We start from the raw sequence: 15,560 nt of genomic DNA, 5'->3' as shown, positions 1-15,560 counted from the left end.
GGCGCCGCTACACGTCCACGCTGGCGCCGCCTTGCGCGGCCAGCCGGTCGGCGAAGCCGGACCGCTCGATCAGTGACCGGGGCTGCTCATGCAGGTTGACCACCGACATGCGCCCGCCGCGCGCCGCCACGGCTTTCAGCACCTGCTCCAGCGCATCAAGCCCGGTGGTGTCCAGCGCCACCAGCTCGCAGGCGTCCAGCACCACATCCATGCCGGGGGGACCGGATTCCACGGCTTGCACGATAGGGTCGATCTTGGCCGCGGCACCAAAAAACAGCGCGCCGTGCAGGCGCCAGCGGGCCACGGGGCGGGTGTCGGTTGTGGTCACTGCATCCTGCAATGAGGCTGACGGCGCGGCGGTGTCCGCAGGCTGCGGCACGGCGCGAAACAGCCCGCTCATGCGCCGTACAAACAACGCGCAGGCCATGAGCAGGCCCACCTCCACCGCCACCGTGAGGTCAAACACCACGGTCAAAAAGAAGGTGCTCAACATCAGCAGCCGGTAATGGTTGCTGAAATGCTTGAGCCGCACGAACTCGTGCCACTCGCCCATGTTCCACGCCACAAACAGCAGGATGCCCGCCAGCACCGCCAGCGGAATGTGCAGCGCCAGGGGCGCTCCCACCAGCACGATCAGCGCCAGCGTGGCCGCGTGCACCATGCCCGCCACCGGCGAGGTCGCGCCCGAGCGGATGTTGGTCACCGTGCGGGCAATGGTGCCCGTGGCTGGCATGCCGCCAAAAAAAGGCACCACCACGTTGGCCACACCCTGGGCCATCAGCTCCTGGTTGGGATCGTGCTTGACGTGGTGCGGATCGGTGGCCAGCTGGTCCGCCACGCGTGCGCACAGCAGCGACTCGATGGCGCCCAGCAGCGCAATGGTGAGCGTGGGTGTGACCAGCAGGCGCACCGTGTCCCACGAAAACGCGGGCAGCTCAAACGTGGGCAGCCCCTGCGGAATGCCGCCAAAACGCGAGCCGATGGTCTCTACCGGAAACCCCAGCCCCCAGGCCAGCAGGCTCAGCAGCACCAGCGCCACCACGGGCGCGGGTACGCGCGCAAACTGGCGCACCTTGTGGCCCTCCAGCAACCGGATCACCGGCGACCCCTTGAGGAACAGCCGCGGCCAGATGAACAGCAGCGCCACGCAGGCGAGCCCCAGCCCGAACGCGTAGGGGTTGAACGTGTCGATGTGCCGGGCCAGCGTGCTCACCTGCGAGAAAAAATTGCCTGGCATGCGGTCGATGGACAGGCCCAGCCAGTCCTTCACCTGCGACAGCGCAATAAGCACCGCAATGCCGTTGGTGAAGCCGATCACGATGCTCACGGGCACAAACCGCACCAGCGTGCCCAGGCGGAACAGCCCCAGCAGCACCAAAATCACGCCTGCGCAGGCAGTCGAGATCAGCAGGTTGGCCACGCCGTAGCGCTCCACAATGCCGTAAACGATGACGATGAATGCGCCCGCGGGCCCGCCAATCTGCGCATTCGTGCCGCCCAGGGCCGATATCAGAAAGCCCGCGATGATCGCCGTCCACAGGCCCGCCTCGGGCTTGAGGCCGCTGGCAATGGCAAACGCCATGGCCAGCGGCAGCGCCACGATGCCCACCGTTACCCCCGCGCCCACATCGGCCAGCCACCGGCTTTGGGTGTAGCCGCGCAAGGCGTCGATCAGGCGTGGGCGGAAGGCGGGCGAAAACGACATGGCGCTCACCAGTGTAGTGAGCGCTTCTTGAAGTGCAACCGATTGCAACCCCCAGGGCGCGACAGTGCTGCAACAGTGCAGCCGCCCCGGGCCCGGTTTCAGCGTGGTGTCAGCGTTGTGGGGTATTTACTCACTAATTGATAGCTTCAAGCGCTTGCCGAATAAGCGCTAGGTGCCTAAAACACCTTGAGGCATTGCGGCGCGCGCAGGCGCTTGCCACACGGCTACGATGCAGCACTGGCGCGCTGTTTGCTAACTCGGCTGCGTACCCCGTTGGTTCGTACACAGACCCCCATCACCATGTCCACGCCCGAAACCTCCCTCCCGCCCTCGCTGCGCCACGGCCTGTTTGAAGATGCCCAGGCCCTGTTTGCGGGCACGCTGTTTGTGGCCATGGCGCTCATGCTGTTCAACCAGGCGGGGCTGCTGGTGGGGGGCACGGCGGGCGTGGCGTTCTTGCTGCATTACGTCACGGACATCTCATTCGGCAAGCTGTTCTTTGTGGTCAACCTGCCGTTCTACTGGTTCGCCTGGACCCGCATGGGCCATGAGTTCACGATCAAGACATTTGTGTGTGTGGGCCTGCTGTCGCTGCTGACAGAAATTTTTCCGCACGTCATGCACGTGGACTACCTGAACCCCCTGTTCGCGTCGCTGCTGGGCGGGCTGCTGCTGGGCACGGGCTGCCTTTTTCTGGCGCGCCACCGTTCCAGCCTGGGCGGTGCCACCGTGGTGTCGCTGTACCTGCAGGGCCGCTACGGCATGCGCGCCGGCAAGGTGCAGATGATCATCGACGGCACCGTGGTGCTGCTGGCCCTGTTTGTGGTGCCACCTGAGCGCGTGGCGTACTCGGTGCTGGCCGTGCTGGTGATGAGCGGGTTTTTGTGGATCAGCCACCGGCCAGGGCGGTACGTGGGCCATTGAGGGCTGGACTCGGCGCGCAAGCCCGACCTAGACCCCTGCCAGGTTCACCCGCAGCACTCCCTCGGCGTTCTCATCCACCTCCAGCGCGACCCGCCGCTGCCCTGTGGTGTTGAAGAACGACCACGCCGCATTGGCAATCGCACCGTGGTGCGCCACCACCAGCCCCAGCAGCTCGGCTGCCGAATGCCTCCGCGCGCGGCGGCGGTTCCACCCCACATCCACCTGAATGACCTCCGTCCCTTCGGCGCAGTCCATGTGAATCTGCGGGGTGGGCCCAGGCTGGGGATGTGGCCGGGCGCGCTGCGGCGGCTCCATGACGATGAGATTGCGCACCACATCCAGCGACGCGCCGGGGTCTTCCTCGCCCGCGATGGAATCCAGGATGTGGGCTTCGGACAAAACAGTAGATTTGGGCATAGGTGATACCTCGCAGAACAGGTGGTCAATCTGCAGGCACAGCGAGCAACGCTTGCTGCTTCTGCAACAGGCTCCGCTAGGCGTGGGCTGACATCGTCCTGGTGGCAGCAACCCGGCGCGGGGCCCCCATGCAATCTATTGAGCGACGGATGGCGCGGTGCGTGTGTCGGAATTGAACCCGCGGCGGGGTCGGTCAGGTCTTGTCGGAGGGGTGCGCAAATCAAGCTGGTAAAGAACAGTTTTCATCTGTTCAATCGTGCCCATGGCGTCGCATCGCGGGCCGATCGACAAGGGGGTGACCATGGGGACTGCGATCCGAGGCACAAATTTGAAACGATTTGCCGCGTTCGGCGTTCTCGGCGTTATCGGCGCACTCGCCGCCTGTGGCTCGTTTCCGGGAGCTGTTGTGGAAGCCGAAGAGCGGCCTGTGGAGTTGATGTACCTGCAACCGGAGCATGGCGTTGCACGGATGTGGCCGTTGGCAGAGTATGTGGCTCGCAACGAGGACGAGTGGGAGCGCGTGTGGAACGAGGGGCGGGCGATGGACCCGCGCGACGAAGGCGTTCCCCGCAATTGAAGGCCGGTGGTGGACTTCAGCCGCTACATGGTGATTGGGGTTTCACGCGGACACGGCTACAGCGGCTGCCACGGCCTGTACTTCAGAAACATCGTGGAACGAGCCAGCCACATCGAAGTGCAGTTCGTTCATCGCCAGCCCGAGGACGACGCCTCCAAGCCAGCTCTGATGTGCACAGCGATGGGCGTCTTTTTGGTCCGGTGGGTGCGTGTGCCCCTGAGTGGAAAGCCCGTACGCTTTGTGGGCGGGTGAAGAGCATTTCCCCCGTCACCCGCCACCCGCCACCTGGCCCCCCTCTGAGCCTTGTCAGCGCACCCGCATGCCCGGCGTGGCGCCCGGCCAGGGGTTGAGCACGTAGATCCCAGGGTTGGCCTTCTCATCCCCATGGCTGGCGGCCAGCACCATGCCTTCGCTCACGCCAAACTTCATCTTGCGTGGGGCCAGGTTGGCCACCATCACGGTGTGCTTGCCGATCAGGTCGGCCGGCTGGTAGGCGCTGGCAATGCCACTGAACACATTGCGCGTGCGGCCTTCGCCCACGTCCAGCGTCAGGCGCAGCAGTTTGGTGGAGCCCTCGACCGGCTCGCAGTTCACGATCAGCGCAATGCGCAGGTCGATCTTGGTGAAGTCGTCGATGGTGATGGTGGGGGCGAGTTCTTCGCCACCAGGATGGGAGTTGGCTGCTACGGTTTCAGTAGCTGCTGGCGCTTTTTCTGCTTGCGCTGGGGGCTCAAACAGTGCTTCCAGCTGCTCGGGCGTCACGCGCTGCATCAGGTGCTGGTAGGGCTGGATGGCCTGCACGTCGCCTGCCACGTTCCACTGCTGCATGTTCACGCCCACAAACGCTTGCACGGCCTGGGCCAGGCCTGGCAGCACGGGGGCCAGGTAGCGGGTGAGTGTGGCAAAGGCGTTGACGAGCACGGAGCACACCTGGTGCAGGGCCTCGTTGTTGGCAGCGTCCTTGGCCAGGTCCCAAGGCTTGTTCTGGTCCACGTAGGCGTTGACCTTGTCGGCCAGCAGCATGATCTCGCGCGTGGCCTTGCTGTATTCCCGCGTTTCGTACAGCTGCGCGATGGCGTCGCTGGCGCCGCGCACCTCGGCCAGCAGGGCCGCGCCCGTGATGCCAAATTGGTCGGTCAGCTTGCCGTCAAAGCGCTTGGTCAGAAAGCCCGCCGCGCGGCTTGCAATGTTCACGTACTTGCCGATCAAGTCGCTGTTCACGCGCAGCATGAAGTCTTCGGCGTTGAAGTCGATGTCTTCGTTGCGGGCGCTGAGCTTGGCGGCCAGGTAGTAGCGCAGCCATTCGGCGTTCATGTTCAGGCTCAGGTACTTGAGCGGGTCCAGGCCGGTGCCGCGGCTCTTGCTCATCTTCTCGCCGTTGTTCACGGTCAAAAAGCCGTGCACGAACACGTTGTTGGGCGTCTTGCGGCCACTGAAGTGCAGCATGGCGGGCCAGAAGAGGGTGTGGAAGGTGACGATGTCCTTGCCGATGAAGTGGTACTGCTCGAGAAGCGGGTCGGCCATGTAGGCGTCGTAGCTTTCGCCGCGCTTTGCCAGCAGGTTCTTGAGCGATGCGAGGTAGCCCACGGGGGCGTCCAGCCACACGTAGAAGTATTTGCCCGGCGCGTCGGGAATCTCGATACCGAAATAGGGCGCGTCGCGGCTGATGTCCCAGTCGCCCAGGCCTTCGCTTTGCGTGCCGTCGGGGTTGGTGCGGACGGTGAACCACTCCTTGATCTTGTTGGCCACCTCGGGCTGCAACTTGCCGTCCTGCGTCCAGTTCTGCAGAAACTCCACGCAGCGTGGGTCCGACAGCTTGAAGAAGAAGTGTTCGGAGTGCTTGAGCTCGGGCTTGGCGCCGCTCAGTGTGGAATAGGGGTTGATCAGGTCCGTGGGCGCGTACACGGTGCCGCACACCTCGCAGTTGTCGCCGTACTGGTCCTTGGCGTGGCACTTGGGGCATTCGCCCTTGATGTAGCGGTCGGGCAGGAACATGTTCTTCTCAGGGTCGAAGAACTGCTCGATGGTGCGCACCTCGATCAGGCTGCCGTCGGCGCGGTCGCGCAGGTCGCGGTAGATCTGGCGGGCCAACTCGTGGTTTTCGGGCGCGTCGGTGCTGTGCCAGTTGTCAAAGCTGATGTGAAAGCCGTCCAGGTACTGCTTGCGGCCCGCAGCGATGTCGGCCACGAACTGCTGGGGTGTCTTGCCTGCCTTTTCGGCGGCGATCATGATGGGCGCGCCGTGGGTGTCGTCGGCGCCCACAAAGTTGACCGCGTTGCCCTGCATGCGCTGGAACCGCACCCAGATGTCGGCCTGGATGTATTCCATGATGTGGCCGATGTGGAAGTTGCCGTTGGCGTACGGCAGGGCGGTGGTCACGAAGAGTTTGCGGGCGGGTGTCGTCATGGGAATGCGGCTTTCTCAGGCGGAACCCGCGATTTTAGGCGGTTGGCTGGCATGCCTTCTGTCGTTGCCTGCCCGCCCGCAGCATGCGCGCCCGCACGCAAGCTGAAGCGGCACCGTCAGCTGTGGTGCCGCATCTGCACTTCGGCGCCCGTGTCCGTCCAGCCAAAAAACCGGCACACCTCGCTACGCAGGGCCAGGGTGTCGGCGCGGCCCAGGGCGATGAGCTCTTGCGTGTAGCTTTGTTCAAACAGCAGGTAGCTGGCCAGCGCGGCGCCGCGCACGTCGGCCATGTTGGAGGTGACGCCCAGGGCGCCCAGCATGGTGCGCACGGGGCGGGGCAGGTCGCCCACGTGTTTGGCGGCCACCGCGTCCAGCCGCTGCGAGGGGGCGATGACCAGCAGCTCGATGGGGCGCAGGGCGCTGTGCAGGCGCTTTTCCTCGGGGATCAGCGACAGCGTCTGGTTGATGCGCTGCACCCGCTCCACATCCACGGCCAGGGCGTCCAGAAAGATGTTGGACAGCGCATGCCCCGCAATCTGCGCCAGCGTGGGGTAGGTGGGCGTGGGGTTGGCGGCGGCGTCGCCCTTGGGCTCGTGCATGCGCCCGGCGCCGATGACCAGAATGCGCTCGGCCCCCAGGTGGATGGCCGGAGCGATGGGCGCGGACTGGCGCATGGAGCCGTCGCCAAAGTATTCGGTATGCCCGTCCACTTCGATGCCTTTGGCCGGGAAGATGAACGGGATGGCCGAGGACGCGAGCAGGTGTTCGTGCGTGATGCGGTCGCTGGCGGCCTTGCGCTGCGAGCGCACCCACGGCTTGACGGGCGAGGCAGCCTCAAAAAACGTGACGTGCTCGCCCGAGCTGTAGCTGGACGCCGTGACGGCCAGCGCGGTGAGGTGGCCCTTGCGGATCAGCCGGGGCAGGCGCACCAGGGGCACCATCTTGACCAGCAGCTTTTCCAGCGGTGCGTTGTCCAGCAGCGACCGGGGCCGCATGCGCCGCCAGCGCGCCAGGGCCCAGCCCACGGACAGCAGCGTGAGCCAGCGGGCACCGCTGCGCATCACGCTCAGCGAATCGGCGCCGTACACCTGGCCGGCGTGGAACTGGCGCCACACCCGGGCGATGCGGCGCACTGCGCGGTCAAAGTTGTCGGCCCCGCAGGCCAGTGCGGCCGCGTTGATGGCGCCGGCCGATGTGCCGGTGATGATGGGAAAAGGGTTGGGCCCATCGCCCGCGCCGCAGGCGTTGCGAAGGTCGGCAATGGCCTCCAGCACCCCCACCTGGTAGGCCGCGCGGGCCCCGCCGCCCGTCAGCAGCAGGCCGGTGGCCGGCGTGCCGGGCGTTGCGGGTGGGGCAGCAGCGGCAAAGGGCGCGGTGGGGTCGGCAAAAGGCATGGAAGGCAACCCGGGCGTGCGGGTGGGGCAGGGATGGCTGTGAGTGTGGGCAGCGGCCGAGGTTGCGCCAGATGGGAAAACCCGGGGTGGCGTCCCGGGCGCCGGGAGCGGCTCTTTTTTTAGCCCCGCTTGTCCAGCAGCAGGCGCGCCACGCCCTCGTCCTGCAGCACGGCAATGCCATGGTCGCGCGCAAAGATGCGTGCGTTGTCGCTGAGCTGGCCCTGCGTGACCACATAGACGCCGGCGGACGCATCGCGTGCCTGCATGGCGGCGCGCAGTTCGCGCAGCGGCTCCACGCCATGGGTGGCGGCTTTCCAGCGGCGGGCGCTCACCAGGGTGGTCTTGCCGCCTCGGGTCAGTGCCATGTCGGCGGCGCCGTTGCCGGCGAGGCGCTCCACCGTGCAGCCGTCGCGCTCCCAGGCGGCGGCCAGGGTGTCGGCAAAGCTGCGCCAGGGCATGCTGTTGACGGCGCCAATCATCTCGGCCACCTTGGCGGGACTGGGGGCGCGCAGCTGGCGCCAGGCGGCGATGCAGCCCACCACAAAGATCGGAAACCCCGCCAGCGCGCCAACCACAAAATATTCCTTGGGCAGCAGCGCGCCCGACGCCAGAACGATGAGGCCCACCACCACAAAGCTGATCCACCAGGGCGAACGCAGCAGCACGGCGAACAGGGATTTCTCGGCCATCTTGAATTTCACGGGGGTCCTTTTCTTTCTTTGATTCACGCGTTGCGGCGGCGAGGGTTTGCCGGGGCAAAGCGCCCGCATTGTCCTTCACCGCCAGAGGGCAGGGCGCTTGGATAGACTACCGGCCCCACAGGAGTTAATTGAATGGCAGTCACCGAACAGGGCCTTTTGGCCGCTCTCTCCAGCGTGCTGGACCCGCACACGGGCAAGGATTTCGTCACCACGCGCGCGCTGCGCAATGTGCAGATCACCGGCGGCGATGTGGCCTTTGACGTGGAACTGGGCTACCCCGCCAAGAGCCTGGTGCCCGATCTGCGCCGCCAGCTGGTGGCCGCCGCCAAGGGCGTGGCGGGCGTCGAGAACGTGTCCGTCAACATCACCACCAAAGTCATCGCCCACGCCGTGCAGCGCGGCGTGCAGCTGCTGCCCCAGGTCAAGAACATCATCGCGGTGGCGTCTGGCAAGGGCGGGGTGGGCAAAAGCACCACGGCCGCCAACCTGGCCCTGGCCCTGGCTGCCGAGGGCGCCAGCGTGGGCGTGCTCGACGCCGACATCTACGGCCCCAGCCAGCCCATGATGCTGGGCATCAACCGCCGCCCCGAGAGCGAAGACGGCAAGACCATGGAGCCGCTGGAGAACTACGGCGTGCAGGTCATGTCCATCGGCTTCCTGGTGGACCAGGACGAAGCCATGATCTGGCGCGGCCCCATGGCCACGCAGGCGCTGGAGCAACTGCTGCGCCAGACCAACTGGAAGGACCTGGACTACCTCATCATCGACATGCCGCCCGGCACTGGCGACATCCAGCTCACGCTGAGCCAGCGCGTGCCCATGACCGGTGCGGTGATCGTCACCACCCCGCAAGACATCGCCCTGCTGGACGCCAAGAAGGGCATCAAGATGTTTGAAAAGGTGGGCGTGCCCATCCTGGGCATCGTCGAGAACATGGCTGCCCACGTGTGCAGCAACTGCGGCCATGTGGAGCACATCTTTGGCGCCGATGGCGGCAAGAAGATGGCGGCCGAGTACGGCATGGACTACCTGGGCGCGCTGCCGCTGAACATGAGCATCCGCCTGCAGGCCGACAGCGGCAAGCCCACCGTGGTAGCCGACCCGGATGGCGAAGTTGCCGCCATCTACAAGAAGGTGGCGCGCGATGTGGCAGTGAAGATCGCGCAGCAGGCCAAGGATTTTTCGAGCAAGTTCCCGACGATTTCGATCAGCAAGAACACTTAAAAACGCCGGATTCATTCTCACCTTTTGGATGCTATTAAATGAATAGCTGCTTGCGCTTGATGGATAAGCGCTAGAGGCCAAAAACACGTAAAAATCAGCATGTGCAAATTGCCTGGCCTGCCCATATGCGGAAACTGTCCAACAGGCTGTTGGACAGTTTCGCGGGCCGGTGTTTGAGCGCTGTGATGTAGAGGTGCCGGATTCCCCATGAACCTCCTCGCCTCCCTGCGCTACCTGGTCGCGCTGCACGAACACCGGCACTTTGGCCGGGCCGCGCAGGCCTGCCACATCACCCAGCCGGCGCTGTCCAACGCGTTGCGCGCGCTGGAGAAAGAATTTGGCGTAGTCGTGGTGCGCCGCAGCCGCAGCTTTGAAGGCTTTACACCGGAAGGCGAACGCGTGCTGGCCACGGCACAGCGCATGCTGCACGAACACCAGGTGCTGCAGCAGGACCTTCAGAGCGACGCTGCCCACCCGCGCGGCACGCTGAAGCTGGGCGCCGTGCCCACCGCCATGCCCATCCTCGCGCGGTTTGCAGCGCAGTTGCAGGCGCGGCACCCGGGCATCGTGCCGGTGGCGCTGTCGATGAGCTCGCAGGCGCTGGAGGCGGGGCTTGAAAACATTTCCCTGGACCTGGCCCTGGGCTACACCGACCGCATGCCCGCGCGCGGCAGCCCGTTGCGGGCGTGGCCGCAGTATGTGGAGCACTACTTTCTGCTGCGTCGGGCGCCACGCCTGACGCAGCAGGGCCCTGCGCACGGGCTGCAGATCGGCCCGCCGCTGGGCTGGGCGGAGGCTGCGGCGCTGCCGCTGTGCCTGCTCACGCCCGAGATGCACAACCGCAGCCTGGTGGACGGCGCGTTCCTGAGCGCGGGTGCCACGGTGCGGCCTGCGATGGAAACGGATTCGGTGCTGACCCTGGCGCTCTGCGTGGTGGCTGGCGAGATGTGTAGCATCCTGCCCGGTGCGCTGGTGGACGCCGTGCGCGGCCATGACGGGCTGGAGGCCCTGCCGCTGACGGGCCCGGTGCTCACCACGCCCATCGGCTTCATATCGCACCGCCTAGTGCAGCCTACGCGCGCGCTGGATGCCGCACTGGCGCTGGCTCAGGACGCCGACTGGCTGCAGCACGCCGCCGCGCACAGCGGGCTGTTGTCGCCATCTTGAAGCCTGCCTGTTGGGGCGGCCACAGTGGATGCATAGCCCCGCGCCAGGCGGGCAGCTCATTGCATCTCATTTCATTTGTTTTTGTGATCGCCCGATGTGCATCGGCAATTTGACGCGCGTCGCCGCCGTGGCCGACACTGCGGCGGCGCGCCTGGCCTGTGCAGGCGCCTTCATACAAAACAACGCGCCCCACGCCCCCGGCCCATGCACCTTGCTCCCGAAGCCCCCCCCGCAACCGTTGTCGCCGCCGTGTCGGTCAACGACATGCGCGAGCGCATCCGCCGCAAAAGCCGCCTCAAGGGCCGCCAGCCCGAAGACGCGGCCATGGCCGAGGTGGCGCAACTGCTGGGCCCCCGCCCGGCCAGCGGTTTCCGGCGCGACCTGCTCATCGAATACCTGCACCGCCTGAACGACCACTTTGGCGTGCTGCACGACCGGCACCTGGTGGCTCTCGCCAAGCAGATGAACCTGCCGATGGCCGAGGTGTACGAGGTGGCGAGCTTCTACCACCACTTCGACATCGTGCGCGGCGAAGACGCCCAGGCACCGCGCCTGGTGCTGCGGGTGTGCGACAGCCTGAGTTGCAGCCTGGCGGGTGCGCGCGAGCTGCTGGCCGCGTTGCCCGAACGTCTGCGCGCGGCCGGGCAGGGCGATGTCCAGGTGTTGGCCGTGCCCTGCGTGGGCCGGTGCGAGCAGGCGCCCGTGGCGGTGGTGCACCAGTGCCCGGTGCCTCACGCCACAGTCGACGGGTTGCTTGAAGCCGTCGAACTGAAGCCCAATCGGTCGGTAGCGCTACATCCTAAAGCCCAAGATGCTATCAATTTTGACGTTTCTGGGTGTGTGGAGGCGAGCGTGCCTGCGCAGCCCGAGGGCGTCAGCCCCGCGCACACCAACCTGGCCACTTACCGCGCCCACGGGGGCTACCAGACCGCTGCCGCCTTGGTCAATGGCGAGATGGACGCCGAGGCGGTGCTGGCCGCCATGGAAGACTCCGGCCTGCGTGGCCTGGGTGGCGCTGGCTTCCCGGCCGGACGCAAGTGGCGCATTGTGCGGGACCAGCCCGCGCCGCGCCTTATGGCTGTCAACATCGACGAAGGCGAGCCCGGCACCTTCAAGGACCGCACCTACCTGGAGCGCGACCCGCACCGCTTTCTGGAAGGCGTGCTCATCGCCGCCCAGGTGGTGGGCACCGAGGCCGTCTACATCTACCTGCGCGACGAGTATCACGGCTGCCGCGCGCTGCTGCAAAAGGCCCTGGACGACCTGCGCGCCGAGCCGCCTTGCCACCTGCCGCACATCGAGCTGCGGCGCGGCGCGGGGGCCTACATCTGCGGCGAAGAGTCGGCCATGATCGAGAGCATTGAGGGCAAGCGTGGCGAGCCCCGCATGCGCCCGCCCTACATTGCGCAGGTGGGCCTGTTTGGCCGACCCACGCTGGAGCACAACTTCGAGACCCTGTACTGGGTGCGCGACATCGTCGAGCGCGGGCCACAGTGTTTTGCCAGCTTTGGCCGCCACGGGCGCAAGGGGCTGCGCAGTTTCAGCGTGAGCGGGCGCGTGAAGCACCCGGGCGTCAAGCTCGCGCCTGCGGGCATCACGGTGCAGGAGCTCATCGACGAATACTGCGGCGGCATGCTGGACGGCCACCAGCTGTATGCCTACCTGCCCGGCGGCGCCTCGGGCGGCATCTTGCCCGCCAGCCTGAGCCACATTCCACTCGACTTCGACACGCTGCAGCCCTACGGCTGCTTTATCGGCTCCGCCGCCGTCATCGTGCTCAGCCAGCACGACCGCGCGCGCGATGCGGCGCTGAACGTGATGCGGTTTTTTGAACATGAAAGCTGCGGCCAGTGCACGCCCTGCCGTGTGGGCACGGCCAAGGCGGCCACGCTGATGGAAGCTCCGCAGTGGGACGAAGAGTTGCTTGACGACCTCGCGCAGGTCATGGGCGATGCCTCCATCTGCGGCCTGGGCCAGGCGGCGCCCAACCCCATCCGCTGCATCCACAAATACTTCCCGCACGAGGTGGGTGAGGGGCCGTGGCCGGGCGATTTGCCCAAGCCGCGCAACAGCCCGCTGGCCGAGCAACTGCCCGCAGGAGGCAAACCATGAGCGCGGCGCACCACACCCCCGGCGTGGCCTTTGAACTGGACGGTCAGCCTGTCATCGCCCATCCCGGCGAAACCATCCTGAAAGCCGCGCAGCGCCATGGCGTGGAGATTCCGCACCTGTGCTACACCGACGGCCTGCGCCCTGACGGCAACTGCCGCGCCTGCGTGGTCGAGATCGCGGGCGAGCGTACGCTGGCCCCCAGCTGCTGCCGCGCGCCGACCGAGGGCATGAAGGTGCAGGCCACCAGCCCGCGCGCGCGCAAGAGCCAGCAGATGGTGGTGGAGATGCTGCTGTCGGACATGCCTGACGTGGGATACCGGTGGAACGATCAAAAGGCCAATACTCCTGAATTGATAGCTGGTAGCGCTTATCCATCAAGCGCTAGCGGCCGATATGACTCAAAAAATCCAGAAGTCATAGGCCAGCACGGCGAGTTGAGCGAATGGGCCGATCGTTTGGGCGTGACCGTGCGACCGGCACTCCAAGCCCTGCGCCGAGAGCAGCCCGCGCCCGACCTGAGCCACCCCGCAATGGCCGTGAACCTGGACGCCTGCATCCAGTGCAACCGCTGCGTGCGCGCCTGCCGCGAAGAGCAGGTGAATGACGTGATCGGCTACGCGCTGCGCGGTGCCGACAGCAAGATCGTTTTCGACCTCGACGACCCCATGGCCGAGAGCACCTGCGTGGCCTGCGGCGAATGCGTGCAGGCCTGCCCCACGGGCGCGCTCAGCCCCAAGACGCATATCGGCTCGCAAAAGGTGGACCGCAAGGTCGATTCGGTCTGCCCCTTCTGCGGCGTGGGCTGCCTCATCACCTACAACGTGCGCGATGAAAAGATCATCAGCGTCGAGGGCCGCGACGGCCCGGCCAACCACGGCCGCCTGTGCGTGAAGGGGCGCTTTGGTTTTGACTACGCCCACCACCCGGACCGCCTGACGGTGCCGCTGATCCGCAAGCCGGGTGTGCCCAAGGAAGTGCAGCCCTACGGCGCCGACTGGCGCAGCACCTTCCGTGAGGCGACGTGGGACGAAGCGCTCGACCTGGTAGCGGGCACCCTCAAAACCCTGCGCGATACACATGGCCCCAAGGCGCTCGCGGGCTTCGGCTCGGCCAAGGGCAGCAACGAAGAGGCCTACCTGTTTCAGAAGCTGGTGCGCACCGGCTTTGGCAGCAACAACGTGGACCACTGCACGCGGCTGTGCCACGCCTCCAGCGTGGCAGCGCTGCTCGAAGGTGTGGGCTCGGGCGCGGTGAGCAACCCGGTAAACGATGTGGAGCACGCCGAGCTGATCTTCGTGATTGGCTCCAACCCCACAGCCAACCACCCCGTGGCCGCGACCTGGATGAAGAACGCGGCCCAGCGCGGCGCCAAGATCGTGCTGGCCGACCCGCGCGTGACCGACATCGGCCGGCATGCGTGGCGCACGCTGCAGTTCAAGGCGGATACCGACGTGGCCCTGCTCAATGCGCTGATCCACACGGTGATTGACGAAGGCTTGGTGGATGAAGCCTTCATCCGCGACCGCGCCAACAACTTCGAGGCCCTCAAGGCCAACGTGATGGGCTGCAGCCCCGAGGCCATGGCGCCCGTGTGCGGGATCCCGGCTGAGACACTGCGCGAAGTGGCGCGCGCGTTTGCCACATCGAAGGCGTCGATGATTCTCTGGGGCATGGGCGTGAGCCAGCACGTGCACGGCACCGACAACGCGCGCTGCCTGGTTGCGCTGTGCGCCGTCACGGGCCAGATCGGCAAGCCCGGCTCCGGCCTGCACCCCCTGCGCGGCCAGAACAATGTGCAGGGCGCGAGCGATGCGGGGCTGATCCCCATGATGTTCCCCAACTACCAGCGCGTGGACAACGCCGGGGCGCACGCGTGGTTCGAGGACTTCTGGGGCACATTGCTGGACAAGGCGCCCGGCTACACGGTGGTCGAGATCATGCACAAGGCCTTGGCGCCTGACTCCGACCCGCACAAGGTGCGCGGCATGTACATCCTGGGCGAAAACCCCGCCATGAGCGACCCCGACCTGAACCACGCGCGCCACGCGCTGGCCAGCCTCTCGCATTTGGTGGTGCAGGACATCTTCCTGACCGAAACCGCCTGGCTGGCCGACGTGGTGCTGCCCGCCAGTGCCTGGCCTGAAAAGACCGGCACGGCGAGCAACACCGACCGCATGGTGCAGATGGGCCGCCGCGCGCTGAACCCACCGGGCGATGCCCGGCCGGATCTGTGGATCATTCAGCAGATTGCGCAGCGCATGGGTCTGGGCTGGAACTACGAGGGAGAGGAGTCTGGCGTGGCGGCGGTGTATGAAGAGATGCGCCAGGCGATGCACGCGAGCATCGAGGGCATCACGTGGGACCGGCTGGAGCGCGAGTCCAGCGTCACCTACCCCTGCCTCACGCCTGACGACCCCGGCCAGCCCATTGTCTTCACCGAGAAATTTCCCACGCCCACAGGTCGCCTGCAACTGGTGCCTGCCAGCGTGATCCCGGCGGCCGAAAAACCCGACGCCGACTTTCCGCTGGTGCTCATCACCGGCCGCCAGTTGGAGCATTGGCACACGGGCAGCATGACGCGGCGCAGCACCGTGCTGGACGCCATCGAGCCCATGGCCACGGCGTCGCTCCATGGTGACGAGCTGGCGCGGCTGGGCGTGGCGCCCGGTGCGCTGGTGGACATTCGCTCGCGGCGCGGTAGGGTGCAGGTGCGTGTGCGCCGTGACGACGGCACGCCGCGCGGCACGGTCTTCATGCCCTTTGCGTACGTGGAGGCGGCGGCCAATCTGCTCACCAACGCGGCGCTGGACCCGTTTGGCAAGATTCCGGAATTCAAGTACTGCGCCGTAGCGGTGGAGCGGCTGGAAGCCGTTGCAATCTGAGGGCGATCAAGGGGCTTTGCAGGCCGCGCTGACCCTGGCCGTGCGCCGGGG

General features: G+C 66.3%; 12 protein-coding genes. 7 read left to right on the top strand and 5 right to left on the bottom strand.

Going from position 1 to position 15,560, the window contains the following annotated elements:
- Positions 1–7: 7 nt before the first annotated feature.
- Entirely contained in the window at positions 8–1,705 is a 1,698-nt protein-coding gene (locus ACK4HJ_RS00605) for a SulP family inorganic anion transporter (protein ID WP_409826739.1), read from the bottom strand.
- A gap of 300 nt (positions 1,706–2,005) precedes the next feature.
- On the opposite strand from ACK4HJ_RS00605, the gene ACK4HJ_RS00600 reads away from it, so the two are divergent.
- The gene (locus ACK4HJ_RS00600) at positions 2,006–2,629 is read left to right on the top strand and encodes a YitT family protein (RefSeq protein WP_409826738.1); all 624 of its coding nucleotides are present in this window, start codon (positions 2,006–2,008) and stop codon (positions 2,627–2,629) included.
- 27 nt (positions 2,630–2,656) lie between these two features.
- Here the strand turns inward: ACK4HJ_RS00600 and ACK4HJ_RS00595 are convergent, their stop codons facing one another.
- Entirely contained in the window at positions 2,657–3,046 is a 390-nt protein-coding gene (locus tag ACK4HJ_RS00595; RefSeq protein ID WP_409826736.1) for a hypothetical protein, read from the bottom strand.
- 262 nt (positions 3,047–3,308) lie between these two features.
- Between ACK4HJ_RS00595 and ACK4HJ_RS00590 the strand changes: the two genes are divergently transcribed.
- Together ACK4HJ_RS00590 and ACK4HJ_RS00585 are read left to right on the top strand one after the other, a co-directional pair.
- Positions 3,309–3,623 (top strand): hypothetical protein, encoded by a 315-nt coding sequence (locus ACK4HJ_RS00590; RefSeq protein WP_409826734.1) that lies wholly within the window; start codon positions 3,309–3,311, stop codon positions 3,621–3,623.
- Between the two features lie 9 nt (positions 3,624–3,632).
- A complete protein-coding gene (locus ACK4HJ_RS00585) occupies positions 3,633–3,875 on the top strand; it encodes a hypothetical protein (RefSeq protein ID WP_409826733.1) in 243 nt (80 codons plus the stop codon).
- Positions 3,876–3,929: 54 nt separating this feature from the next.
- On the opposite strand, the gene metG is transcribed toward ACK4HJ_RS00585, so the two are convergent.
- The 3 genes from metG to ACK4HJ_RS00570 form a co-directional block, all read right to left on the bottom strand.
- A complete protein-coding gene (metG, locus tag ACK4HJ_RS00580; protein ID WP_409826731.1) occupies positions 3,930–6,029 on the bottom strand; it encodes a methionine--tRNA ligase in 2,100 nt (699 codons plus the stop codon).
- Between the two features lie 116 nt (positions 6,030–6,145).
- Positions 6,146–7,423, bottom strand: coding sequence for a patatin-like phospholipase family protein (locus ACK4HJ_RS00575; RefSeq protein WP_409826729.1), 1,278 nt, complete (start codon positions 7,421–7,423; stop codon positions 6,146–6,148).
- Positions 7,424–7,542: 119 nt separating this feature from the next.
- Positions 7,543–8,124, bottom strand: a complete 582-nt coding sequence (locus ACK4HJ_RS00570) for a restriction endonuclease (RefSeq protein ID WP_409826727.1) — start codon at positions 8,122–8,124, stop codon at positions 7,543–7,545.
- A gap of 132 nt (positions 8,125–8,256) precedes the next feature.
- Between ACK4HJ_RS00570 and apbC the strand changes: the two genes are divergently transcribed.
- The 4 genes from apbC to fdhF all read left to right on the top strand — a co-directional run bounded on the left by apbC (position 8,257) and on the right by fdhF (position 15,509).
- Positions 8,257–9,348, top strand: coding sequence for an iron-sulfur cluster carrier protein ApbC (apbC, locus tag ACK4HJ_RS00565; RefSeq protein WP_409826725.1), 1,092 nt, complete (start codon positions 8,257–8,259; stop codon positions 9,346–9,348).
- Positions 9,349–9,555: 207 nt separating this feature from the next.
- On the top strand, positions 9,556–10,515 hold the full coding sequence (locus ACK4HJ_RS00560; protein WP_409826723.1) for a LysR family transcriptional regulator: 960 nt from the start codon (positions 9,556–9,558) through the stop codon (positions 10,513–10,515).
- Positions 10,516–10,719: 204 nt separating this feature from the next.
- Positions 10,720–12,627: an NADH-ubiquinone oxidoreductase-F iron-sulfur binding region domain-containing protein gene (locus tag ACK4HJ_RS00555; RefSeq protein WP_409826721.1), complete on the top strand. Its 1,908-nt coding sequence runs from the start codon at positions 10,720–10,722 to the stop codon at positions 12,625–12,627.
- Entirely contained in the window at positions 12,624–15,509 is a 2,886-nt protein-coding gene (gene fdhF / locus ACK4HJ_RS00550) for a formate dehydrogenase subunit alpha (protein ID WP_409826719.1), read from the top strand. Before ACK4HJ_RS00555 ends, fdhF begins: the two co-directional genes overlap by 4 nt.
- Positions 15,510–15,560: the final 51 nt, after the last annotated feature.

It is taken from the genome of Acidovorax sp. (assembly GCF_046294525.1).
GTDB lineage: Bacteria > Pseudomonadota > Gammaproteobacteria > Burkholderiales > Burkholderiaceae_C > Acidovorax.
This window is presented reverse-complemented; position numbering and strand designations above follow the sequence as displayed.